This is a genomic window from Kitasatospora sp. NPDC056731 (assembly GCF_040687675.1).
Lineage (GTDB): Bacteria > Actinomycetota > Actinomycetes > Streptomycetales > Streptomycetaceae > Kitasatospora.
In genome coordinates this window covers 146,823-171,489 of sequence record NZ_JBFBNR010000001.1, presented here as the reverse complement: position 1 = coordinate 171,489, position 24,667 = coordinate 146,823, and the positions used below count along the sequence as shown (strand labels likewise).

Sequence of the window (24,667 nt, the reverse complement as noted above, 5' to 3'; positions counted from 1 at the left end):
CGCCTCATGCCTCCAAGGCCGAGCGGAGGTCCCACAGGGTGCGCCAGGTGCCGGCGCCCTGTTCGGCGCGCCGGCGGACCGGCCCGTCCCAGTAGCCGAGCAGCCGGGCCGCGTCGGCCGGGTCGTCCTTGCGGACGACACCGATGAGTTGGCCGGGGAGGCGGCCGAGCAGGTCGCCGCCGTCGGGCAGGTAGGCGGCGGTGACCCCGAGCGCGGTGGCGACCGAGACGGCTTCTGCCGTGCTCATCACGGTGGACGGGCGCTCGACGTCCCAGCCTTCGGTGGAGCGGCCGGTGCGCAGGTCACGGAAGGCGGTGACGAGGGCCTCCAGGACGGCGTCGTCCACCGCGTAGGGGGCTCCGGCGCGGGCGACGGCGACGGTCGACTGCCGGCGGACGAGCTCGACCTCGGCGGCGAGGCTGGCGATCGGGCCGACCGTCTCGAAGTTGAACCGCCGCTTGAGCGCCGCCGACATCTCGCTGACGCCCTTGTCCCTCAGGTTGGCGGTGGCGATCAGGGTGAAGCCGGCGGCAGCGTGCAGCTGTCCGTCCGGGGTGCCGGCCAACTCGGGGACGGAGACCCGCCGTTCGGAGAGCAGGGAGACCAGCGCGTCCTGCACCTCGGGCAGGCAGCGGGTCACCTCCTCGACGCGGGCCACCGCCCCGGTGGTCATCGCGGTGAGCACCGGGGAGGGCACCAGGGCATCCCGGCTGGGCCCCTTGGCGAGCAGGAGGGCGTAGTTCCAGCCGTACTTGAGCTGGTCCTCGGTGGTGCCGGCGGTGCCCTGGACGGTGAGCGCGCTGGTGCCGCAGACGGCGGTGGCGAGCAGTTCGGAGAGCATGGACTTGGCGGTGCCGGGCTCGCCGACGAGCAGCAGGCCGCGCTCCCCGGCGAGGGTGACGACGCAGCGTTCGACGAGGGCGCGCTCGCCGACGAACTTCTGCTCGATGGCGAGGGCGCGGCGGCCGGCCTTGAGCTTCTCGCCGTCGCTGCCCATGACGAAGGTGACGACGGCGCGCGGGGTGAGCCGCCAGCCGGGCGGGCGCGGGCCGCTGTCGTACGCGGCCAGGAACTCCAGTTCGGCGGCGTGCTTCTCCTCGGGCGGGATGATCTGCCGGCTCGCGGAGGCGGTGTCGGCGCTCGCCTTCATGTTGCCCGTCGGTGTGCTGCCCGTCGGTGTGCTGTTCGTCGGCGTGGCGCTCATCGGCGTGGTGCTCATCGGCGGGCCTTCCTGCGCTTGCTGGTCTGGAGCTCTTCGTAGCCGGGGGCGTCGCCGTCGAGGGTCCGCTGCCAGGCCCGGGCGAACAGCTCCGGGACGGGCAGGTGGGGCAGCGCGGCGTGGTGGGTGGGCAGTTCGTAGAGGGCTGCCTTCCAGGTCTCGGCGGGCAGGGCAGGGGCCTTGGCCTCCTGCCAGCCGCCGGGCAGGAAGAGGGCGCGGCCGGCCCGGGCCCGCTTGGCCTCCAGCACCAGGTCGGTGGCGGCGAGTTCGACGCGGGCGCGCTTGAGCCTGGCCGGCTTCCAGCCCGTCCAGCGGGCGACGTTGCGGTCGGTGGGGTCGGGCAGGGCCAGCAGTTGGAGGTAGAGCACTGCGGCGTCCTCGCCGAGGCCGTGGGCCCGGGCCGCCTCGGCGACCAGGTCGGGGACGGTGAGCTGCGGGTGCTGTAGCCAGGCCTGGCCGTCGGCGGCCACCACCGCCTCGGTGGCGGCGGCTGCCAGGCGCTCCACTTCGCCGCGCAGGACGGCCTCGATGGCGCCCCGCTCGGTTTCCAGCCAGTAGCTGGCGCCCAGCCCGGCGAGCAGTTCGAGCACCGGGTCGTCGGGGCCGGTGAGCCCGGCCGGGCGCAGCCAGACCCGCTCGTACTCGTCGTGGTAGGGCGTCAGGACGAGGGCCGGGCCGCAGTCGACCAGTCCGTTCGGGTCGGCTCCGCCCGCGGCCGGCAGGCCGAAGTGGGTGCGCAGGACGGCCGACATCGAGGCGCCCTTGGTGGTGTGGACGAGGTGGAAGTCGAGCAGCAGGTCGGGGTCGGCGAGGCGGCTTCGCAGCGCGGCGGCGGCCACGGGCAGCAGCGGGCGCAGCGGGCTGTCGGCGGGCAGGTGGTAGGCGAGCCAGCGCAGGGCGTCGACGGCGCGGCCGAGGTCGCCGGAGGCGGGTGCGGCGCTCTGGTCCTCGGCGAGCAGCTGGGGGGTGGAGCCGCCTTCGTCGCTGAGCCGGAAGGCCGTGGTGCCGGTCAGCCAGGGGGTCTGTGCGGGGTTGAGCACCGCCTCGATGTGTTCGATCTGCGCGCCCTTGACGGTGGCCTGGGCGGCCTCGGGGAGGGTGACGAGCCGGCCGAAGTGCCGGATCCAGGCGGCGGCGCCGGCGTCGAGGTCGGGGCCCTCCGTCCAGAGGGTCTTCGGGTCGGCGGGCAGCAGGGCGCCCCAGACGTCGGCGAGGGCGGCCCGGTCGCGGCCGCGCAGCCAGTCCCGGGCGGCCTTGGCCTCGGTGGACTTGAGGCCGTACTCGGCGAGCCGGTCGGCGGGCAGCACGGCGCTGTGCCACTGGAAGAGCCCGGGCGGCGGGCTGAGCAGCAGGGCGGCGCGGGCGGCGCCGATCCCGGTGAGCCCGCCGAAGGCGGTGGCGCGGTCGAGCTGCCAGGGGGCGCCGCCGTGCAGCGCGACCGCCTGCCGGAACGCGGCGATCCAGGCGGCGCCGACCCGCTCCTCGGTGCCGCGTTCCTTGACGGTGGTGAAGTGGGCGACGGGCCCGAACGCGCCGCTCGGGTCGTGGTCGACGGCGTACCACTGCTCGGTGCCCTCGTGGTGCCGGCGGTGGCCGAGGATGACGACGGTGCGGTCGCCGTGGCGCAGCACCTGCCCCTCGCGGGGGACGGCGGGCTGGTGGCGGTTGGCGCGGTCGGCGGGTTCGCCGAGGACGATCTCGCGCAGGGTGGCGCCGCGGTCGGCGAGCACTCCCTCGGTCAGTTCGCCGAGGAGCAGCAGGAGGCTGGAGCGGTGGGCCGGTTCGGTGAGCGGGGCGGCCACCGCGTAGGCGAGGGTGTCGAGACGGCCGAGCAGGTGCAGCCAGCCGTGGTGGGTTTCGCCGTATTGCAGGGTGACGGTGGCCGGGGTGCTCCAGCCCTCGCCGGTGGCGGGCGGCGGGTCGGCCAGGACGGCGGTGACGGCGCGCAGGTTGTTGAGCACCCGCCACCGGTCTCCGCCGCCCCAGTTGGGGCCGAAGCAGGCGACGTCGGGCAGGAGGGTGGTGACGGCCTCGCGCAGTTCGTGGTCGCGGCCGTGCTCGGGCCGGTACTCGGCGGCCTCGGCCTTGGACGGCTTCTCGGCCTCCGGCTGCGGGACGAACCGGGCGATCCGGTCGAGCAGGTCGGCGGCGGTGCGGGCGAGCCCGGCGACCCCGGCGAGCAGCAGCGGGTGGCTGATGCCGGGCAGGACATTGCCGACCGCCTGAACGGGCAGGGCGCGGCGGGCGCCACCGGACTGGGCCAGCGGGCGCCGGACGCCCTGGGCGGTGATCCAGCGCTGCTCGTCCTCGGGCACGGGCCGGCTGTCGGTCGGCCAGGCGGCGTCGATCAGGCGGGCCGCCTGCTCGGTGTCGACGGCCCGCAGGACGCGTGAGCCCGCCTCGTCGCGGGGCCGCAGGGCGTGCCAGTGGTCGAGCGGGGGGACGAGCGCGGTGCCGGCGGCGGCGAAGTCCCCCGGGCGGCAGGGGCGCAGGTCGATGGTGCGGTCGGTCTCGGCGGCCAGGTCGGGCAGGGTGAGGGCGAGGCCGTCGCGCTGCGCCTCGGTGACGACCGGTTGCGCCTGGCCGGGGAGGGTGAGGCGGCCGACCGGGACGTGGTCCGGGTGGCCGTCGGTGATCGGCAGGACGATGACCTGCCCGTCGGCGGTGGTGGTGGTGACGGCGCGGCCGAGGTCGACCCGGACCCAGCTGCCGAGCACGGTGCCGTCGGTGCCGAGCGGCGTCTGCTCCAGGCCGGGCTGGAGCGGCAGCAGTCGGGTGCGCGTGAGGGTCAGTCGGCCGGCGGCCGCGGTGGCGGCGATCACCGGTGGTTCGGCGGCGCGGCCGAGGGCGCCGGTGTGCGGGTCGAGTTCGCGCAGGACGGCGCCGTCCTGGCCGTAGCGCACTGTCCAGTGGCCGGTGCCGTCGCCGAGGACGCGGTGTTCGGCGGGCATCCGGGTGTCGCCGGGGTGCAGCGGGCGTTCGCCGGTGGTGCGGCCGCCGCCGGGCAGCGGGAGGGAGGGGGGCTCGGGATCCCGGTCGCCGTAGTGGTAGCCGGCGATGGTCTCGCCGGTGAGTTCGACGACCTCGCCGGGCCGGCTGGACCAGTAGGCGTGCTGCTTTCCGTCCTGGTACCAGGCGACGAGGAGTTCGCCGTCGACGAAGCGCAGCCGGGGCTGGTTCCAGCGCTCCTTCGCCGGGGGCAGGCGCAGGGTGTGCTCCAGCAGGACGCCCTGCGGGCCGACCACGACGGCCTGGTCGTGGCGGGCGAGGATCAGGTACGGCCAGGCGTCCTCGACGATCAGGCCGGTGAGGCGCCCGCCGTTGAGGCCGGGGGTGTCCTGCGGCTCGGAGTCCGGGCCGGCGGAGTCGGGGCCGACAAGGTCCGCAGGGTCCACGGGCTTGGCGGGGTCGGCCGGGTCGGCGAGCTTGGCCAGGGCCTCTTCCAGGGCCGGCCAGCCGAGTTCGTCGAGGATGCCGGCGCCGAGCGCCCCGGCGAGCAGGGCGGTGACGTCGAGGGCGGCGATCCGCTCGGCGGCGGCCGGGGCGACGGCCCGCACGGCGGTGCGGTACGGGCTCAGCGAGCTCACCAGGTCGGCGGCGCCGGCCAGGCCGCGGGCGGCGGTCAGCTCGTCGGTCCGGAGTTCGGCCCACTCCTCGAACAGGCGGCGCAGCAGCGGCAGTGCGGGCACCTGCCGCTTGACGGCGGTCTCCCAGGCGGGCGGGGTCGCGGCGCGCAGGACGGGCCGGAACCGCGGGTCGGCGGCGACGGCCGCGAGGCCGGCGCTGTCGGGGCCGCACTGGTCGACCCAGTCCTTGAGGTCGAACCGGAGGGTGGCCGACGGGTCGGCGACGGGCACGCCGTCGGCGAGCAGCCGGTCCAGCAGGTCGAGTTGGGTCTGGCTGCTGTGGACGCCGGTGTACAGGTCCACCGGGACGCCGTCGGCCCGCAGCCGCTCGGCCATCCGGCCGGCCAGGGCGACGGTGGCGGCGCAGCTGGGCCGGGAGCGCCAGCCTCGCCCGAGGTGGTGGCACCAGCGCTGGAGCCACGCGGCGGCGGGCTCGGCGCCCTCGGCGCGCGGGCCGGTGAGCAGCTGCTCGGCCCCGGTCTCGGCGAGCAGGACGAGCCAGGCGGTGTCGTTCACGGCGGCGTCGGTGCCGGCCGGGTCGGGCATCAGCTCCAGCAGGCGGGCCCGGACCGCCGGGTCGCGCCGGCCGAGTTCGGTCAGGGGGCCGTGCCAGGACTTCCAGAACGCCCCGGGCGCCCGGTTGGCGCCCGGGCCGGCCAGCAGTTCGGCGAGCAGCGCCTGTTCGTGCTCGGCGCGGTCCAGCCCGGCGGCCTTGATCAGTGCGCGGGCGTCCTCGGCGACCCCGGCGTAGGGGGCCATGCCGGCGGCGGAGCGCTCGGTGCAGAGCTGGCGGAAGCGCTGCCAGGCGGTCAGCGCGTCGAGCCGCTCGGCGAGCTCCTTGACGTACTGGCGCAGGGACTTGACGGTGAGCGCGCCGGCCAGGGCGAACTCCAGGAAGACGGCGCGCAGCCGCTCCTCGTCGACCGTCAGGCGGTAGGTGCGCTCGGCCTCGCGGGCCTTGCCGAAGTAGCCGGCGGCGTAGGTCTGGTTGCCGTGGGCGAGGAAGATCCGGCCGACCTCCTCGCAGAAGGTGGGCAGGAAGTGCGGCACGGCGCGGCCGAGGCGGGCGGCGAGCGCCTCGAACCCGTCCTTGGCGGTGCCGGGCTTGGACCGGGCCTGGCGGGAGAGCCGTTCCATCTCCTTGACCAGGGCGAGCGCGTGGTGCCCGTTGGCCGGGTCGTGGACCAGCGCCCAGGCGGGGAAGCCGAGCGCCTCCTGGCGGACCTGGCCGACCTCGGCGGGCGTGCCGTCGGGGACGAGCCCGAGGAAGTCGACGGCGAGGTCCTCGGCCGGTCCGAGCGCGCCGGGGACCAGCCGGACGATCCGGCGCCCGTCGAGCGCGGGGTGGGTGTAGGCGCGGGCGGTGAGCACGTCGGCGGCGCTGTCGGGGCGGCCGACGCCGGGCAGGGTGCCGGGCGGGAGCACGGCCCCCGCGTCGAGCAGCCGCTCGTGCGGCCCGGCGTCCTGGGCGGCCGTCCGGTCGGCGTCCTGAACGGCCCTCTGGTCGAGTCCGGTGGCGGTCATGCGGCGTCCTCCCCTTCGATGGTGCGGCCTGCGTACAGTGCGGCGGCCATCCGCATGCCCTCGGACCAGGCGATCGGGCCGACCTCGGCGAGCGGCAGCACCCGGCCGTCCGGGCCCGCCCAGCTGAGCGCGCCCGTCTCGCAGGCGTCGTACTCGTAGTAGTCGCCCACCCAGACGCGGGCCTCGACGGTGCGCCCCGCCTCCACCACGGGCTGGACGGCGGAGCCGCCGCGCACCCGGTGGCCGAGCCGGGCGCAGCGCCCGAGCAGTTCGCGCAGCTCCCGGTAGCGGCCGCCGGCGTAGGTGGTGACCTCGGTGCCGGCCGGCCGTTCGTCCGGCCGGTGCCAGACCTCCCGGTAGAGCTGCGGCACGCGCTGGGAGACGCCGAGCTCGACGGCGAACTCGCGCAGGTCGTCGAGGTCCGGGAGCAGCACGGGGTGGGGTATCAGGATCTCGCCGTCGGTGAGCCGGACGGTGTCGCCGTCCAGGTCCACCAGGCCGAGCCCGCGCTCGGCGTCCGCGCCGCGCAGGAAGCCGGCGACGGCGCCGTCCGAGCCGGTGACCACCAGGTCGCGCAGGACGCCCTGCCAGGCCTCGTCCGCCCAGACCGCGGTCAGCACGGCGGCGGGCACCGGCAGCGAGCGCACCATCCACCGCTCGACGTCCTCCTGGCAGCGCCGCTCGTGCGCGGCCAGCCACTCGGTGAGCTGCCTGAGCTGGGCGACCACCGGATCGTCACCGAGCTTCGACGGCAGGGACTTCAGCTCGCGGCCCGCCGCGTTGCGGCAGACCACCTTGCCCTCCCCGTCGAGCGCGACGCGGTACCCTCCCGCACCTGTTTCCACCCATGCCACGGACGTCTCCTCCCACCTGCCGGTCAGCGATGTGAGGAACGTAGCGAGGCCCACTGACAAAGCGGCGGCCGGGGAGGCCGTTGCGCGGCTTCCGGGGCACAAACCCGTCGAACGAGTGAACGGGGCAGGCGGCCCGCCGCCTGCCCCGCCACCCGTCTCTCGCCGCCCGCCAGGTCATACCTGACGAATCGTCAACGCACCGGCGCCGCCCGGGGGATGATCACCGGCGCGCCGTCGCCGGGGGCGGCGAGCACGTCGCTGTCGATGTCGTACAACGCGCGCACCAGCGGCGCGTCGACCACCTCGCGGGGCGGGCCGCAGGCCACCACCGAGCCGTCGCGCAGGGCGACGACCAGGTCGGCGTAGCGGGCCGCCGCCGCGAGGTCGTGCAGCACCATGACGACCGTCCGCCCGCCGGCGGCGACCTCGCGGACCAGTTCCAGCACCTCGACGGCGTGCCCGAGGTCGAGCGCGCTGGTGGGTTCGTCGAGCAGCACGACGGGCGCGTCCTGGGCGAGCACCATGGCGAGCCAGCAGCGCTGCCGCTGGCCGCCGGAGAGACGGTCCAGCCGGCGGTCGGCGAGCTCCTCGACGCCGGTGGCGCGCAGCGCCCGCGCGGTGAGCCGCTCGTCGTCGGCCGACCACTGGCGGAAGAGCCCCTGGTGCGGGTGGCGGCCGTAGCGGACGAGTCCGGCGACGGTGACCGCCTCGGGGGCCTGCGGGCTCTGCGGGAGCAGCGCGACCCGGTGCGCGGCCTGGCGCGGCCGCAGCCGCCAGACGTCCTCGCCGCCGACCAGCACCCGCCCGCCGTCCGGCCGGTGCAGCCGGGCGACGGCCCGCAGCAGGGTGGACTTGCCGCAGCCGTTCGGGCCGACGACGGCCACCACCCGGCCGGCCGGGACGGTGAGGTCGACGCCGGCGAGCACCGGGCGGCCGGGGCCGTAGCCGGCGGTGAGGCCCTGGATCGTCAACTCCATCGAGGGTTCCTTCGGTTGGAGGGGGCTGCGGGCCGACTGGGCGAGGTGCCGGCCGGCCGGGCACGGGCGCGAACGGGGGCGCGGGCACGGGCCCAAACACGGGCCCGAACGGGCCCGAACGCGGACCGGTCAGGAGGCGGCGAGCGCCTTGCCGATGTCGCCGATGACCACGTCGGCCGCGAGCGGCCCGCCGCGGGTGGACCAGACCGACCCGTCCACGGTGACGGCGTGCTTGTTCTTCACCGCGCCCAGCTCCTGGTAGGCGGGCTTGGACTGGACGTCCTTGAGCGCGGTCTTGCCGTCGTCGGTGAGGGTGGACAGGAACAGCCAGTCGCCGTCGATCTCGGCGAGCTTCTCCAGGCTGAGCGCCGGGCTGTGCGCGTTGCCGTCCTTGTCCTGCGCGGCCGGGCGGGTGAGGCCCATGTCGAGGGCGACGCCGCTGGCGAACTGCTTCTTCTCCATCCAGCTCGGCCCGGTGGGGTTCCAGCGGACGATGGAGACGGCCGCGCCCTTGTTCTTGTCGAGGTCGCCTCCGGCCTTGGCGGCCTTGGCCTCGTAGTCGGCGATCACCTTGTTGCTCTGGTCGAGCTTGTTGACGGCGTTTCCGATGCCGCGGAAGGCGAGCTTCCAGTCGTCGGTGGGTGCCATGGTGACGAGGGTGGCGGGGGTGATCTCGCGCAGCTGCTTGAGCATCTGCTCGTCCTGCATGTCGCCGGCCAGGATGAGGTCGGGCTTGGCGGCGATGACCTTGTCCATCACGGGCTGCAGCAGGTTGCCGACCACCGGGACGCCCTGGACCTTGTCCTTGAGGTAGGCCGGCGGCTCGTTGAGCCCCTGACCGTTGGTGATGCCGACGGGCTTGACGCCGAGGGCGAGCACCGCGTCGAGGTCCTCCTGGGTGAGGGTGACGATCCGCTGGGGCGCGGCGGGGATCTCGACGGCCTTGCCGGTCGCGTCCTTGACGGTGCGCTTGCCGCCGGCCGCGTCCGCCGCCGGGCTGCCGGCGGCGGCGGAGCCGCCCGCGGAGCCCGAGGATCCGGAGGAGGACCCGGAGGAGCCGCACCCGGCGAGCAGGAGGGCGGCCGCCCCGGTGACGGCCAGCGCCCGGGCCGCGCGGCGGCGGACGGGGTGGAGCGGGCTCTGGGCGAACAGCATGGGTGCCTCCGGGCAGCGGTGGTACGGGGGTTGGGCGGCGTCCGGGTGACCCGGCACGGTGGCGGTGCCCACAGGACGATGCGCTCATTAGGTTAGCCTTACCTTATGACATTGTCGCAAGTGGGCGCCCCCGGGGAGTCCCGCACCGAGCCGGACGCCCCGCCGCCACCGCCGCCACCGCGCGGGGACGGCCGCCGCGCCGCCTGGCCGATCGCCCTCGGCGCGGTCGCGGTCCTGCTCGCCCTCGCCGCGCTCTCGCTGTCCGTCGGCGCCGGGGAGGTCGGCCCCGGGCGGGTGCTGGACTACCTGCTGGACCGCCACGGCGCCCGCGCGGACGGCCGGCTCGCCCTCGTCGTCGGCGACCTGCGCCTGCCCCGCACGGCCACCGCCCTGCTGGTCGGCGCCGCGCTCGGGGTCGCCGGGGCGCAGTTGCAGTCCGTCACCCGCAACCCGCTCGCCGAGACCGGACTGCTCGGCGTCAACGCCGGCGCCTCGCTGGGGGTCGTGCTCGGCATCGCCGTGCTCGGCATCCAGACCTCGTACGGGTACCTGGCCTTCGCCTTCGGCGGCGCCGTGCTCGCCAGCACTCTGGTGCTGCTCATCGCGGGCGCCCGGGGCGGGTCGCCGATGCGGCTGGTGCTCGGCGGCTCGGCGGTCGGCGCCACCTTCGGCGGGCTCACCGGCGTGCTGATCGTCAACTCGCCCGAGGCGTACGACCGGTACCGGGTGTGGGTGCTGGGTTCGCTGGCCGGGGTGGAGGGCTGGACGACGCTGCGCCAGCTCGCCCCGGTACTCGCCGTGGGCTTCCTGCTCGCCCTGCTCGCCACCCGGCCGCTCACCGCGCTCGCGCTCGGCGACGACCTCGCCCGCGGCCTCGGCCACCGCCCCGGCGCCACCCGGGCCGCGGTCGCCTTCGCCGTCACCCTGCTGACCGCCTCGGCCGTCGCGCTGGCCGGCCCGATCTCCTTCCTCGGCCTGCTCGCCGGATTCCTGGCGCGGGCCGTCGCCGGCCCCAGGGTCGGGCAACTCACCGTGCTCGCCGGGCTGTTCGGCGCCGCCGTGCTCACCGGGGCCGATGTGCTGGCCCGGGTGGTGGCCCGCCCGTTCGAGGCGCCGGTGTCGGTGATCGTCTCCCTGGTCGGCGCCCCCGCGCTGATCGCGATCGTCCGCTCCCGCCGGACCGCCGCGCTCGGCATGGCCGATCCGGCCGAGCCCGCCCCCGTCCGGCGGTCCGAGCCGCCCGCGCCCACACCCGACCTGGTGCTGCGGCGCGGCGTCTGGTCGCTGCTGCTCCCCCGCCGGGCGCTGCTCGCCTCGCTCGCCCTGGCCGCGGCGCTGCTCGCCGTCGTCGTCGTGTCCGCCCACGCCGGGCAGAGCGAACTCGGCCTTGGCCGCACCCTCCAGGCCGTGTTCGGCTACGGCGACCGGCTGGACGTGCTGCTGGTGCAGAAGTTCCGGCTCGGCCGGATCGTCGCCGGGCTCGCCGCCGGCGCCGCCCTCGGCCTGGCCGGCTGCCTCACCCAGACCCTCGCCCGCAACCGCCTCGCCACCCCCGAACTGCTCGGTGTCAACGACGGCGCCACCGCCGCCGTCCTGATCTCCGCCACCGTCTCCGGCACCTTCGGCGCCTGGTGGGCCGGCCCGCTCGGCGCGCTGGCCGCCGTCCTGGTCGTCACCCTGGTCTCCGGCGGGCTCGGCGCGCAGGGCTACCGGGTGCTGGTCGTCGGCCTCGCGATGTCCGCACTCGCCTCGGCCGTCATCCAGGTCGCGCTCGCCCGCCGCTCGCTCAACTCGGCCGGCTCGCTGTACGTCTGGACCTCCGGCAGCCTCAACGGGCGGGACTACGCCGTCGCCACCCCGATCCTGATCGGGCTGGCCGTGCTCGTGCCGCTCGCGCTGGCGGCGGCCCGGCGACTGGCCGTGCTGCGCTTCGACGACAGCGTGGCCGCCTCGCTGGGCGTCGACCCGGGCCGGGTCCGGCTCGGCTGCCTGCTGCTGGCCGTCGCGCTGGCCGGACTGGCCGTCGGCGTGTGCGGGCCGGTCGGCTTCGTCGCGCTGGCCGCGCCCGTGATCGCCGGGCGGCTGGCCGGGCCGGCGCGCGTACCGGTCCTCGGCTCGGCACTGACCGGCGCCGTCCTCGTCGTGACCGCCGACACCGTGGGGCGGGTGCTGATCGGCGGGGTGGAGATCCCGGTCGGCATCGTCACCACCGTCCTCGGCGGCCCCTTCCTGCTCTGGGTGCTGCTCGGCCGCAAGGGCACCCCCGCCTAACCTCCCCGAGGAGTCCCGCAGATGGAAACCCTTCCCCTGGTCGAGCCCGATCCGGCCGACCCCGCCTACCGCCTGGTCACCTTCGTGCACGAGGACGCGTCGTGCGACGGCGTGCTCGCCCTCCTGCACACCGTCACCGACAAGGACCGGCACGCCGGCGACCTCGCCCCGCACCTGATGACCCGCCGCGACGACGGCCGTTGGGCGATCACCTACCGGCTGCGCGCCGACCACCGGGCGTCCTACCAGCTGTACCCGTTCCGCGGGGACGCCCCCGGCACCACCCGGGCGGACTGGCTGCGCGTCCTCGACCACGCCCGCCCCGACCCGCACGACGCCGCCCCCCGGCTGCCCGCCCGCGACGGGCGCCACCCGTCGTCCGTGCTCAGCCTGCCCGACGCCCCCGCCCAGCCGTACGTCCGGCGGCGCGACGGCGTGCCGCGCGGGCGGACGGTGGCCCACGAGGTGGCCGGGCGGCGGGTGGACGTCTACCTCCCCGCCGGTGGCGGAGCGTCCGCCGGTGGCGGGCCGTTCGCGGTGGCCGTGCTGCTGGACGGCGAGATGTGGGGCGAGGTGCTGTCGGTCGGCGACACCCTCGACAACCTGGCGGCGGACGGCGCCATCCCGCCCACCGTCGCCCTGCTCGTCCACACCATGGGCCCCTGCCGCCCCGACGACCTCAGCTGCAACCCGGCCTTCGTCGACCTCCTCGCCGACCGCCTCCTCCCCTGGGCGGCAGCGGAGTTCGGCACCACCACCGACCCGGCCGGCACCGTCATCGCCGGCCAGAGCGCGGGCGGCCTCACCGCCGCCTTCGCCGCGTTCCGGCGCCCCGACCGCTTCGGCGGCGCGCTCTGCCAGTCCGGTTCCTTCTGGTGGCCGGACGAGACCGAGTTCGACGAGGGCAGTGAGTGGCTGACCCGCCAATTCGCCCGCGAGCAGCGGCGGGAGGCCCGGTTCTACGTCGAGGTCGGCCTCCAGGAGTGGATGCTGCTCCCGCAGAACCGCCACCTGCGCGACGTCCTCACCGCCCGCGGCTACGACCTCGCGTACCGCGAGTTCAACGGCGGTCACGACTACGCCTGTTGGCGCGGCGGGCTGGCGGACGGGCTGGCGCACCTGCTGGGGCGTGCCTGACGGTTCCCGGCGAATCGGCGAATCGGCGGACCGGCGGACCGGCGGACCGGCGGACCGGCGCACGGCGACGGGGGCGTGCTAGCGTCCCGGTGGCGGCGCGCCGGTGACCGCCCCGGACGAGATGTGCGCCGTACCCGGCCCGCCAAGACGACGCACCCAGGGAGACGTCATGGCCGCCGGTGCCCCGATCGCCCGTCCGCTCGACGTGCGGTGGATCCACGGATCCCCGTCCGCGAAGCACAACACGGACCCGGACATCCAGGTCCACGCGTACGACGAGCACACCGTCATCCTGCGGCAGAACAAGGCGGTCAACTACGAGGCGCCGTTCCTGTTCCTGCTGTTCGGGGGCGAGCGGGCCGTCCTGATCGACACCGGGGCCACCGCCTCCGCCGCGTACTTCCCGCTGCGCACCGTGGTCGACGGGCTCATCGACCGGTGGCTCGCCGACAACCCCCGCGACGGCTACGGGCTGCTCGTCCTGCACACCCACCCGCACGGCGACCACGTCGCGGGCGACGGGCAGTTCGCCGACCGGCCCGCGACGACCCTGGTCGGCGCCGACCCGGCCACGGCCTGGCCGTACTTCGGCTTCGACCAGGACCCGGACGCCGTCGCGCGGGTGGACCTCGGCGGCGGCCGGGTGCTCGAGTGCCTGGCCACCCCGGGCCACCACCCGGCGGCCGTCACCTACTACGACCCGTGGACGGGCCTGCTGCTCACCGGCGACACCGTCTACCCGGGCCGCCTCTACATCGACGACTGGCCGGCCTTCACCCGCACCGTCGACCGGCTGATCGACTTCGCCGAACGCCGCCCGGTGACGCACCTGCTCGGCTGCCACATCGAGATGACCCGCACCCCCGGCGTCGACTACCCCATCCGCACGACCCACCAGCCCGACGAGCCGCCCCTGCAGCTGACCGTCGGACACCTCCGGGCCATCCGCACCGCACTCGCCGACCTCGGCGACCGGCCGCGTCGGCACGCCCTGCCCGACCTGATCCTCTGGCCGAGCGCCTGAGCCCACCGGTCGGGCGCTCGGCGATCAGTCCTTGTACGGGACGAGCCGCGAGAGGTCCAGTTCGAAGCCGAACGGATCGGGAACGCTGATCGTCTCGCCGAACTCCCGCTCGGTCCTCGTGTGGTACCGGTCGTGGTTCGGCTCGGAGAACAGCGTGGCCGTCCGCTGCCGCGGGTCCACGATCAGGTAGAGCGGGAAGCCCATGCGCGGGTAGTCGCGGACCTTCCCCGTCCAGTCGTTCTCGGGATTGGACGGGGAGACGATCTCGACGGCGATCAGGGCCAGCTCGGCGGGGATGTCGTGGCCGGCCAGGTCGATGACGTCCTCGGGCAGGTACGTGAGGTCGGGATTGCGCACGGAGCCGACCTCGGGTGAGGAGAGATCACTGTTCCCGGTGGGGAAGTAGCCGGGAGGGCAGTGCGCCTCGAACTGGCGTTGGACCAGCGCGAGGTTCAGCTGGTGGACCGACGACGGTGACGCCTGCATGACGATGATGTCGCCGGACAACTCCACCTTGTAGCCGTCCGGGAGACTGCGCCGGGCCTCTTCGAGAAGACGGTAGCGCTCGGGGTTCATGGACTCTCCTCCAGTGCTCCGGCCACCGTACGGCAGCCGGAGCCGATTCAGGGTGCCGGCGCCTCCCGGGGGAGGCGGGTGGTGAGGAGGGTGCCGGCGGCGACCAGGGCTGCGGTGAGCAGGAGCGCGAGGCGGTAGGGGCCGGGTGAGCCGCCGTCGGTGTCCAGGGCGCCGATGAGGGCGGCGGTGGCGGCGATGCCGAGGGCGCCGCCGAGGGTGCGGACGATGGTGAACAGGCCCATGGCACGGCCCATCGCGGGCCCGGGGACGTCGGCGAAGCCGGCGATCTGGACGGTGAGCACGGCGGTGCCCAGGACGAGCCCGACCGCGAACATCAACGCCCGTACGGCCCAGGGGTTCTCGGCGAAGCCGAGGGCGGCCAGGACGAGCGCGGCGAGCAGCAGCGCGGGCAGCGCGAGGCGGCGGGGGCCGAACCGGGGCAGCAGGCGGTCGACCACCTGGGAGGCGGCCATCAGGCCGATCGCCTCGGGGAAGACGCTCAGCCCGGCGTCGAGGGCCGAGGCCCCGAGGGCGGCCTGGTAGAGCAGCGGGAGGACGAACAGGGCGCCCATCAGGCCGGCCGAGGTGAGCAGGGCCAGCCAGGTGGCGGTGCCGAAGGTGCGGTCGGCGAGCTGCCGCAGGTCCACCAGTGGTTCGGCGGAGCGGAGTTGGTGGCGGACGGCGATGCCGAGCAGGAGGAGCCCGGCCACGCCGCCGAGCGCTACTCCGGGCGAGGACCAGCCGTGCGCCGGGCCGAAGCCGAGCGCGTAGGTGAGCAGTCCGAGGCCGGGGGTGGCGAGCAGGAAGCCGGTGGAGTCGAAGCGGCCGGCCGGGGGCTCGTCCGCCGCGCGCAGGCCGATGAGCCCGGTCACGACGGCCGCGACCCCGATCGGCACGTTGACCAGGAACAGCCAGTGCCAGGAGAGGTGTTCGGTCAGGAGGCCGCCGAGCGGCGGGCCGAGGGCGGGCATCAGGGCGGTCGGGACGATCAGGATCCGGCCCAGGCCGGCCCGCTCGTGCGGGGCGAAGGCCCGGAACAGCAGGGTCATCCCGACGGGGGTGAGCAGCCCGCCGGCCACGCCCTGGACGGCCCGCGCGGCGGCGAGCGAGCCGAGGCCGGGCGCGGCGGCGCACAGGGCGGAGGCGAGGGTGAACGCGGCCAGGGAGCCGAGGAAGACCCGTTTCACGCCGAACCGGTCGCCGAGCCAGCCCGCCACCGGCAGGCCGACGGCGAGGCCGACCAGGAAGGCCGTCTCGACGGCGTTGGCGGCCGAGACGGGCCGCCCGAAGTCCTCGGCGATGGTGAACAGCGCGGGGTTGACGATGGTCGAGTCCAGGCCGTTCATGCACATCGCGGCGGTGTAGACCACGACCACCGCGGCGCGCCCCGCGAGCAGGGGGCGCGCCGGGGCGGCCTCGACGGCCGGAGGGGTCACAGGTCGGTCCAGTGGGCGGTGATCCACTGCACGGCGTCGGCGCGCTCGCACGGGCCGTGGGAGACGTTCCAGCCGGCCGGGACGGCGGCGAAGGCCGGCCAGAGCGAGTGCTGGCCCTGGTCGTTGACGAGGGCGAGGAACTCGCCGTCACCGTCGAAGGGGTTGGCGGGGGCGTCACTCATCGGAGGACTTCTCCAGGTGGTCGGTGATCACGCGGGCGATGTGCGCGATCGGGGCGGGCAGGGTCATGTCCTTGTGCGAGCAGGCGACGTCGGTGTTGTCGATGCGGCCGGACACGTACGGGGTCCAGAGTTCGGGCACCAGGGTCTCGTCGATGGTGTCGACGGTGGCGCGGAAGAACAGCACGTCGCCGTCGAAGGGGCGGTGGTCGTGGCCCCGGACGAGGTGGTTGGTGTTGAGGTAGATCCGGTTGAGGGCGGCCACGGTGGCGTCGTCGAGCCCGGCGAGCGGGCTGCCCTCGCGGCGCAGCAGCTCGGTGACGGCGGCGAGTTCGAGCGGCCGCCCGGCGAGGTCCTCGGGGCCGTAGCCGCCCATGGTGAGCAGCGCCTCCAGCGCCTCGGCCTGGTCGGGGACGGGCAGGTCGCGGAAGCCCTCGGCGGGGTAGGCGTCCAGGATCGCGAGCAGTTCGACGGCGTGGCCGAGGTCCTGGAGCCGGACGGCGACGGCGTGCGCGATGATCCCGCCGGTGGACCAGCCGAGCAGCCGGTACGGGCCCTCGGGCTGGACCTCGCGCAGCCGGTCGACGTAGTGCGCGGCCAGTTCGTCCAGGGTCTGCGGCAGGGGCCGGGCCGCCGTGGCGGCGCCGACGCCCTGGGCCTGGAGGCCGTAGATCGGCTGGTCGGCGGGCAGGTGGCGGATCAGGCCGGTGTAGCACCAGCTGAGGCCGCCGGCGGGGTGGACGGCGAACAGCGGGGTACGGCGTCCGGGCGCGGCGGGGCGCAGCGGGAGCAGGACGTCCAGCGCGTCGGCGCTCTGCGAGCCGGCCGCCAGGGCCGTGTCGAGGGCGGCGACGGTGGGCGACTGGAACAGGGTGCCGATGCCGACGTCCAGGCCGAGCAGTTCGCGGATCCGCCCGGCGAGGCGGACGACCAGCAGCGAGTGGCCGCCGAGGGCGAAGAAGTCGTCGTCGACGCCGACCGCCGCGACGCCCAGCACCTCGGCGAAGAGTTCGCACAGCTGCTGTTCGCGCGGGGTGCGCGGCGGGCGTCCGGCGCCGGTGGCGGGCGCGTCGGGGGCGGGCAGGGCGCGGCGGTCGAGCTTGCCGTTGGCGGTGAGCGGCAGCCGGTCGAGCAGGACGACGGCGGAGGGCACCATGTGGGCGGGCAGTTCGGCGGCGGTGTGGGCGCGCAGGTCCTCCGGAGTGACGGCTGCGACGGCTGCGACGGTGTGCGACTCCTCGGGGCTCGCCGTGGTGACCGCGTAGCCGACCAGTCGCTTGTCGCCCGGGGCGTCCTCGCGGACGACCACGGCGGCGTCGGCGACGCCCGGGTGGGCGGCCAGCACGGCCTCGATCTCGCCGAGTTCGATCCGGAAGCCGCGCAGCTTCACCTGCTGGTCGGCGCGGCCGAAGTACTCCAGGACGCCGTCGGCGCGGCGGCGGGCGAGGTCGCCGGAGCGGTACATCCGGGTGCCGCGCTCGCCGAACAGTTCGGCGTACGGGTCGGCGACGAAACGCCCGGCGGTGAGGTCGGGGCGGCCGAGGTAGCCGCGGGCCAGGCCGGCCCCGGCGACGTACATCTCGCCGGTGACGCCGGGCGGGACGGGCTGGAGGTGCTGGTCCAGGACGTAGACCCGCAGGTCGGGGATGTTGACGCCGATGGTGCTGCTGCTCCCGGCGGCGGCGGTGGCCCGGTCGAGGGCGATGTAGGAGACGTGCACGGTGGTCTCGGTGATGCCGTACATGTTGACCAGGGTGGGCGCGTCCTCCGGGTGGCGGGCGTACCAGTCGTCGAGCCGGGCCAGTTCGAGCGCCTCGCCGCCGAACACCACGTAGCGCAGGGCGAGTTCGGTGCCGGGGCGGTCCCGGTCGGCGGCGCTGAGCTGGTAGAAGGCGGACGGGGTCTGGTTGAGCACGGTGACGCGTTCGCGGGCGAGCAGGTCGAGGAAGGCTGCCGGGTCGCGGCTGACCAGGTGCGGGACGACGACCAGGCGGCCGCCGTGCAGCAGGGCCCCCCACAACTCCCAGACGGAGAAGTCGAAGGCGTAGGAGTGGAAGAGGGTCCAGACGTCGTCCGCGCCGAATCCGAACCAGTGGTCGGTGGAGCGGAACAGCCGGACCACGTTGTGGTGGGTGACGGGCACGCCCTTGGGCCGGCCGGTGGAGCCGGAGGTGTAGATGACGTAGGCGGTGTCCTCGGCGCGCAGCGGGCGGGTGCGCTCGTGCTGGGCCAGCGGGGTGGCCGGGTGGGCGGCCGACTCCGGTCCGTCGACGAGCAGTTGGGGCACCTGGTGGGCGGGCAGCCGGGGTGCGGTGGCGCGGTCGGTGAGCAGGGCGGCGGGGGCGGCGTCGGCCAGCATGTAGGCGAGGCGGTCGGCCGGGTAGTCGGGGTCGAGCGGCAGGTAGGCGGCGCCGGACTTGGCCACCGCGAGGAGGGCGACGACGAGTTCGAGCGAGCGCGGCAGGGCGAGGGCGACGATGGTGCCGGGGCCGATGCCGTTGGCGGCCAGCAGTCGGGCCAGGCGGTCGGCGCGGGCGGCGAGTTCGGTGTAGTCGAGCTGGTCGGCACCGCAACTGACGGCGACGGCTTGCGGGTTGGCGGCGGCTGCGGCCTCGAACAGCTCGGCCAGGGTGGCGTCCGGGGCCGGGGTGTGCGGGGCCGGGGTGTCCGAGGTGTCCGAGGTGTGCGGGGTGTGCGGGGCGGCCGAGGTGTGCGGGGTGCCGTTCCACTCGACGAGGGCGCGCAGCCGCTCCTCCTCGCCGATCAGCGGGAGCCGGCCGATCGCGGTGTCGGGGGCGGTGGCGGCGGCGGTGAGCAGCCGGGCGAGGCGGGTGGCGAGCCCTTCGACGGTGGCGGCGTCGAAGAGGTCGGTGCGGTACTCCAGGAAGCCGCCGATGCCGCCGTCGGGGAGTTCGCCCGCGTTGAGGGTGAGGTCGAACTTGGCGGTGCCGCTGGGGACGGCGGCGATCCGGGCGGTGAGGCCGCCGCCCAGCGGGTGGGGCTCGTCGGGGCGGCTCTGCCAGGCCAGCATCACCTGGAACAGCGGATGGCGGGCGAGGGAGCGTGGCGGGTTGAGCTCCTCGACCAGGCGGTCGAAGGGCAGGTCGGCGTGCTCGTGGGCGGCGAGGACGGTGCTGCGGACCTTGCCGAGCAGCTCGCGGAAGGTCGGGTCGCCCGAGGTGTCGGCGCACAGGACCACGGAGTTGACGAAGTAGCCGACCAGGTCGGCGGTTTCGGGGTCGTCACGGCCGGCGACCGGGGTGCCGACGGGGATGTCGGTGCCGCAGCCGTGCCGGGTGAGCAGGGCGGCGAGTCCGGCCTGGACGGCCATGAAGACGGTGCCGCCGGCGGTCCGGGCGAGCGCGGCGAGGGCGGCGTGCGCCTCGGCGTCGAGGGTGAAGGGCACGGTGGCGCCGTGGTGGCCGGCGACGGCGGGGCGCGGGCGGTCGGTGGGCAGCTCCAACTGGTCGGGCAGGCCGGCCAGGGCGGTGCGCCAGTACTCCGACTGCCGCGCGGCGAGCGGGCTGGGCGCCTCGGAGGTGCCGAGCAGCTGCCGCTGCCAGGCCGCGTGGTCGGCGAACTGCACGACGGGCGCCGGGAGTTCCGGTGCTCGGCCGGCCAGCCGGGCGGTGTAGGCGACGGACAGGTCGCGGACCAGCGGGGTGGTGGAGGCGCCGTCGCTCGCGATGTGGTGGAGCAGCAGGAGCAGGGTGTGTTCGGCCGGGCCGTGGGTGAACAGGGTGGCGCGCAGCGGCGGCCGGCCGGTGAGGTCGAAGGCGTGCCGGACGGCTTCGGCGAGCTCGGTGCCGTCGTGCAGTTCGACGGGCGCGGCGGGCAGCACCCGCTGGTACGGCGTGCCGTCCGGCTCCTCGCCGTAGACCGTGCGCAGCACCTCGTGCCGGGCGGCGAGGTCACCGAGGGCGAGGGTGAGGGCGGTCCGGTCGAGCGGGCCGGTGAGGGTGAGGGCGAGCGGGATGTTGTAGGTGGGGCTGGGGCCCTGGAGCCGGTGCAGGAACCACAGGCCGCGCTGGGCGGGTGACAGCGGCATCCGGTCGGTGCGCGGCACGGGCACCAGCGCGGGGCGGGCCTCGGGCTCGCCGCCGGGGTGCGCGTCGAGCAGCGCGGTGAGCGCGGCCGGGGTCGGGTGGCGGAAGACGTCGGCGAACCCGACGGTGGCGGCGAAGGTCTCGCGCAGCCGGGCGGCGAGGCGGCCGGCCAGCAGCGAGTGGCCGCCGAGGTCGAAGAAGGAGGCGTCCCGCCCGGGCGCCTGCGGCAGGTCGAGGACGTCGGCGAACAGCCCGCAGACCAGTTCCTCCTGCGGCGTGGCCGGGGCCGTGCCGGGCTCGGCGGCGGCGGGTTCGGGCAGGGCGCGGTGGTCGAGCTTGTCGTGGGCGGTGCGCGGCAGTTCGTCGAGGACCAGGACGGCGGCCGGGACCATGTGGCCGGGCAGCCGGGCGGCGAGCGCGGCCCGCAGCTCGGCCGGGTCGAGGGCGACGCGGGGGGTGGGGGCGGGTTCGGCGGCGTCCTCCGACATGGCCTCGGCAACGGTCTCGGGGACGGCCTCGGACTCGGGAGCCGCCTCGGGGACGACGTAGCCGAGCAGCCGCTTGCCCTGCGGACCGGAGCGGGCGATCACCACGGCCTGGGCGACGCCCGGCAGTTCGGCGAGGACGGCGGCGATCTCGCCGGGCTCGATCCGGAAGCCGCGGATCTTCACCTGGTCGTCGGCGCGGCCGAGGAATTCCAGGGTGCCGTCCGGTCGGCGGCGGGCGAGGTCGCCGGTGCGGTACATCCGGTCGCCGGGCGGGCCGAACGGGTCGGCGAGGAAGCGTTCGGCGGTGAGGTCGGGGCGACCGAGGTAGCCGCGGGCCAGGCAGGCCCCGGCGACGTACAGTTCGCCGGCGACGCCGTCGGGCGCGGGGCGCAGCGAGCCGTCGAGGACGTAGGCGCGGGAGCCGCGCACCACCTGGCCGACCGGGGCGCCGTCGGGGCCGGGCGTCCAGGCGTAGGCGTCGACGGTGGTCTCGGTCGGGCCGTAGAGGTCGATCGGGTGCAGGCCGGCTGCGGCGGTGAGGCGCTGCCAGAGGGCGGGCGGGGTGGCTTCGCCGCCGACCGCGATGACCGCCGGGCGGTGCCACTCCTCGTCCAGGATGCCTTCGGAGAGCAGGACTTCGAGGTAGGAGGGGGTGACGTCGAGGTAGTCGACGCGTTCCCGGTGCAGGTGGCCGGCCAGGGCGGCCGGGTCGCGGTAGGTGGCGTCGTCGAGCAGGTGCAGCTCGTGGCCGTGGACCATCCACAGCACCGGGTCCCAGGAGGCGTCGAAGGCGAACGAGGCGCTGTGGGCGACGCGCAGGCGTTCCCGGCCGGTGCGGCGCACGGCCGGGGCGATGTGGTCCTCGCCGTGGCCCGCGTACAGGTTGGCCAACGAGGCGTGGGTGACGACGACGCCCTTGGGGCGGCCGGTGGAGCCTGAGGTGTGCAGCACGTAGGCGGCGTGGTGGGGCCGGGGGGCCGGGGGCGCGGTGGCGGGCTCGGCGTCCGCGTCCCCGGGCAGCACGGTGGGCAGGCCGGCCGGCAGGTCCAGTTGGGCGAGGGCCTCGTCGGTGCCGACCGCGCAGACCGGGCGGGCGTCGTCCAGGACGGCGGCCAGGCGCTGCCGGGGGTGGGCGAGGTCGAGGGAGACGCAGGCGCCGCCGGCCTTGAGCACGCCGAGCATCGCGACCAGGGTGTCCACGCCGCGCGGCAGGGCGAGTGCGACCGGCGCACCGGCGCGCACGCCGAGGGCGTTCAGGCGGTGGCCGAGGCGGTTGGCGGCGGCGTCCAACTCGGCGAAGGTGAGGGCGGTTTTGCCGCTGCGGACGGCGACGGCGGCCGGGGTGCGGGCGGCCTGCGCGGCGAACAGCTCGGGCAGTGTCCGGTCGAGCGGCGGCTCCGCGCGGCCGGCGGTGGCGCGGCGCAGGCCGTCCGGGTCGAGCAGGTCGATCCGGGCGATGGGCGTCTGCGGGGCGGTGAGCAGCAGGTCGGTGAGGGCGTCGAGGTAGCGCAGCAGCCCGTCGCGGTGGGCGGCGAGCGAGGCGGCGTCGTGGCGGGCGGGGTCGGCGTCGAGGACGAGGCGCAGCGCGCCGCCGGGGGCGGGCGAGACGCCGACGGCGAGGTCGTCGACCGGCCCGGCGGCGAGGTTGCGGACGACGCCGGGCAGGCCGGCCAGGTCGAGATCGCCCTCGAAGGCCTTGATGTTGACCATCGGGCCGAACAGGGCGCGCCGCTCGCCGGTCAGCCCGAGGTCGCGGCGCAGGTCCTCCAGCGGGTAGCGCTGGTGGCGGCGGACGGCGCGCAGTTCGCGGACCACCCGGCGCAGCAGCGCCTCGGCGCTGTCGGCGGGGCGGACGGCCAGGCGCAGCGGGAGGACGTTGGCGGCGGCGACGGGGGTGCGCAGGGCTGCCGGTCCGCGGCGGTTGGCGAGCGGCAGGCCGAGCACGACGTCCTCGGTGCCGGCCAGGCGGTGCAGGTAGCCGGCGGTGGCGGCGAGGAGCAGTTCGGCCCAGGTGGCGCGGGCGGTGGCGGCGGCGCGCTCCAGTCGGTCGCGGGTGCCGGCGGGCAGTTCGGCGGCGAGGCGCAGGGGGGCCTGGGCCGGGGTTGCGGCCAGCGCGGGCGCCGGGCTGCCCGGCAGGGTCGCCGGGGTGTCGGCGCCGGCCAGGCGGTCGGCCCAGTAGGCGCGGTCGGCCGGGTACTCCTCGCCGTCCCGGTAGGCGGCCTCCTCGGCGGCGACCTCGGCGAGGGTGGCGAACGGGCGTGCGGCGGGCTCGGCGCCGGTGGTGTGCGCGGTGTACAGCTCGGCGAGGCGCTCGCCGAGGAGGTTCAACGCGTAGGCGTCGACGGCGAGGTGGTGGATCCGCCGGTACCACTGGTACCGGTCGTCGGCGAGGCGGATCAGCGCGTGGGTGAACAGCGGGCCCTCGGCGAGGTCGGCCGGGCGGGCGAGGTCGGCGCGCATCCAGGCCTCGGCCTCGGCGGCCGGGTCGTGCGCGGCGCGCAGGTCGAGGTGGTGCAGCGGCCAGCGGCGGCCGGGGCGCGGCTGCTGGCGGGGCGTGCCGTCCGGGCCGGTGACGACGACGGCGCTCAGCGCCTCGGCCTCGTCGACCGCCTGCCTCAGCGCGTCCTCGAACCGGCCCTCGTCGAGCGGGCCGGTGATCTCGACGGCGTCGCCGGTGTTGTAGACCGGGCTGTCGGGGTCGAGTGACTGCGCGTACCAGATGGCGGCCTGGGCGGCGAGCAGCGGGACATCGACGGCCTGGGTTTCGACGGCAGGCATGGTTCGGGGTGCTCCTCGGGGTCCGGCGAACGAAACGCCTAGTTAGGTTAGCCTAATCTAACTTCATATGATCTGGTCAACGGCCTCCCGGTACGGGGGCCCTGACATCACGGAGGCGCCGCCCATGCCCCTGACCGCGACCAAACAGGCCGTCCGCGAACGCGTCCACGCGCACCGCGCGGAACTGCTCGCGCTCAGCCACCGCATCCACGCCCACCCCGAGACCGCGTTCGAGGAGCACCGCGCGGCCGCCTGGTGCGCCGAACTCCTGCGCGCCCACGGCTACGCCGTCACCGCGCCCGCGCACGGACTGGACACCGCGTTCACCGCGAGCCTCGGCAGCGGGCCGGTCACCGTCGCACTCGTCTGCGAGTACGACGCGCTGCCCGGCCTCGGGCACGCCTGCGGGCACAACCTGATCGCCGCCGCCGGCCTCGGCGCGGCACTCGGCCTCGCCCCGTACGCCGACCAACTCGGGCTCACCGTACGGGTGATCGGCGCGCCCGCCGAAGAGCGCGGAGCCGGAAAGGCGCTGCTGCTGGAGGCGGGCGCCTTCGACGGCGTGGACGCGGCGATGATGGTGCACCCCTGCCCGGTCGAGGTCGCCGACTTCCGCTCCTTCGCGCTCGGCACCCTCTCCGTCCGCTACACCGGCCGCGCCGCCCACCCGAGCCTCAACCCGCACCAGGGGCGCAACGCCGCCGACGCGCTCACCGTCGCCCAGGTCGCCCTCGGGCTGCTGCGCCAGCACCTGCCGCCGCAGTGGCGGGTGCACGGCATCACCACGGCCGCCGGCACCGCGCCCAACCTGATCCCCGACAGCGCGAGCGCGGAGTACGAGATCCGCGCCTCGGCGGCCGAGGACCTCGCGCAGCTGCGCGCCCGGGTCGAGGACTGCTTCCGGGCCGGGGCGCTCGCCACCGGCTGCGAGGTGACGCTCGACCGGCCCGAACCGGACTACCTGGACATGCGCTCCGACCCCGCCCTGCTCGCCCTCTGGCGGGCCAACGCGGCGGCGCTCGGCCGGCCGGAGCCGGTCGAGAGCGGGCCGTTCGCGTGCACCGACATGGGGAACGTCTCCCACGCCGTGCCCGCCATCCACCCGGTGCTGGACATCACCGGCGGCGCCTGCGCCCCGCACGAGGCCGCGTTCGCCGAGGCCGCGGTGGGGGCGGAGGCCGACCGGGCGGTGCTGGACGGCGCGGTCGCCATGGCCTGGACCGCGGCGGACCTGGCGGCGAACACCTGACAGCCGGCGGCTGACGACCGACGGTTGCCGATCGACGGCTGACAGATAACAGATGACAACTTTCAGATAACAGATTTCATCATCTGTTATCTGAAAGTTGTTCGCTGAATGTTGTCATCTGTTCGCCG

13 protein-coding genes and 1 riboswitch are annotated in these 24,667 nt (G+C 75.7%); of the genes, 4 read left to right on the top strand and 9 right to left on the bottom strand.

Annotation, left to right across the window (positions count from 1 at the left end):
• Positions 1 to 4 precede the first annotated feature (4 nt).
• The 5 genes from AB0R04_RS00715 to AB0R04_RS00695 all read right to left on the bottom strand — a co-directional run bounded on the left by AB0R04_RS00715 (position 5) and on the right by AB0R04_RS00695 (position 9,355).
• Positions 5 to 1,150: an AAA family ATPase gene (locus AB0R04_RS00715; protein ID WP_363367325.1), complete on the bottom strand. Its 1,146-nt coding sequence runs from the start codon at positions 1,148 to 1,150 to the stop codon at positions 5 to 7.
• A 65-nt stretch (positions 1,151 to 1,215) separates the two neighbouring features.
• Positions 1,216 to 6,369 (bottom strand): hypothetical protein, encoded by a 5,154-nt coding sequence (locus AB0R04_RS00710; protein ID WP_363366855.1) that lies wholly within the window; start codon positions 6,367 to 6,369, stop codon positions 1,216 to 1,218.
• Positions 6,366 to 7,214 carry a DUF4132 domain-containing protein gene (locus AB0R04_RS00705; RefSeq protein WP_363367323.1) on the bottom strand — a complete coding sequence of 283 codons (849 nt, stop codon included), beginning with the start codon at positions 7,212 to 7,214 and terminating at the stop codon, positions 6,366 to 6,368. Before AB0R04_RS00705 ends, AB0R04_RS00710 begins: the two co-directional genes overlap by 4 nt.
• 200 nt (positions 7,215 to 7,414) lie before the next feature.
• Positions 7,415 to 8,200 carry an ABC transporter ATP-binding protein gene (locus tag AB0R04_RS00700; RefSeq protein ID WP_363366853.1) on the bottom strand — a complete coding sequence of 262 codons (786 nt, stop codon included), beginning with the start codon at positions 8,198 to 8,200 and terminating at the stop codon, positions 7,415 to 7,417.
• A gap of 129 nt (positions 8,201 to 8,329) precedes the next feature.
• Positions 8,330 to 9,355: an iron-siderophore ABC transporter substrate-binding protein gene (locus AB0R04_RS00695; RefSeq protein ID WP_363367321.1), complete on the bottom strand. Its 1,026-nt coding sequence runs from the start codon at positions 9,353 to 9,355 to the stop codon at positions 8,330 to 8,332.
• 105 nt (positions 9,356 to 9,460) lie between these two features.
• Between AB0R04_RS00695 and fhuB the strand changes: the two genes are divergently transcribed.
• From fhuB to AB0R04_RS00680, 3 genes are all read left to right on the top strand, one after another.
• Complete coding sequence (gene fhuB / locus AB0R04_RS00690; RefSeq protein ID WP_363366852.1) at positions 9,461 to 11,626, top strand: Fe(3+)-hydroxamate ABC transporter permease FhuB; 2,166 nt, start codon at positions 9,461 to 9,463, stop codon at positions 11,624 to 11,626.
• Positions 11,627 to 11,647: 21 nt separating this feature from the next.
• The gene (gene fes, locus AB0R04_RS00685) at positions 11,648 to 12,763 is read left to right on the top strand and encodes an enterochelin esterase (protein WP_363366850.1); all 1,116 of its coding nucleotides are present in this window, start codon (positions 11,648 to 11,650) and stop codon (positions 12,761 to 12,763) included.
• A 96-nt stretch (positions 12,764 to 12,859) separates the two neighbouring features.
• Positions 12,860 to 12,920: riboswitch (guanidine-III (ykkC-III) riboswitch) on the top strand.
• 12 nt (positions 12,921 to 12,932) lie between these two features.
• A complete protein-coding gene (locus tag AB0R04_RS00680; protein WP_363366848.1) occupies positions 12,933 to 13,787 on the top strand; it encodes an MBL fold metallo-hydrolase in 855 nt (284 codons plus the stop codon).
• 24 nt (positions 13,788 to 13,811) lie between these two features.
• On the opposite strand, the gene AB0R04_RS00675 is transcribed toward AB0R04_RS00680, so the two are convergent.
• Genes AB0R04_RS00675 through AB0R04_RS00660 form a run of 4 tightly spaced genes read right to left on the bottom strand, consistent with a single transcriptional unit; the run spans position 13,812 to position 23,290 of the window.
• Positions 13,812 to 14,363, bottom strand: a complete 552-nt coding sequence (locus AB0R04_RS00675) for a Uma2 family endonuclease (RefSeq protein WP_363366846.1) — start codon at positions 14,361 to 14,363, stop codon at positions 13,812 to 13,814.
• Positions 14,364 to 14,410: 47 nt separating this feature from the next.
• On the bottom strand, positions 14,411 to 15,799 hold the full coding sequence (locus AB0R04_RS00670) for a DHA2 family efflux MFS transporter permease subunit (protein ID WP_363366844.1): 1,389 nt from the start codon (positions 15,797 to 15,799) through the stop codon (positions 14,411 to 14,413).
• Positions 15,796 to 15,981, bottom strand: a complete 186-nt coding sequence (locus AB0R04_RS00665) for an MbtH family protein (protein ID WP_063349847.1) — start codon at positions 15,979 to 15,981, stop codon at positions 15,796 to 15,798. The genes AB0R04_RS00670 and AB0R04_RS00665 overlap by 4 nt, the downstream gene beginning before the upstream one ends.
• Positions 15,974 to 23,290 carry an amino acid adenylation domain-containing protein gene (locus AB0R04_RS00660; protein ID WP_363366842.1) on the bottom strand — a complete coding sequence of 2,439 codons (7,317 nt, stop codon included), beginning with the start codon at positions 23,288 to 23,290 and terminating at the stop codon, positions 15,974 to 15,976. The genes AB0R04_RS00665 and AB0R04_RS00660 overlap by 8 nt, the downstream gene beginning before the upstream one ends.
• A 124-nt stretch (positions 23,291 to 23,414) precedes the next feature.
• On the opposite strand from AB0R04_RS00660, the gene AB0R04_RS00655 reads away from it, so the two are divergent.
• The gene (locus tag AB0R04_RS00655) at positions 23,415 to 24,539 is read left to right on the top strand and encodes an amidohydrolase (RefSeq protein WP_363366840.1); all 1,125 of its coding nucleotides are present in this window, start codon (positions 23,415 to 23,417) and stop codon (positions 24,537 to 24,539) included.
• Positions 24,540 to 24,667 lie beyond the last annotated feature (128 nt).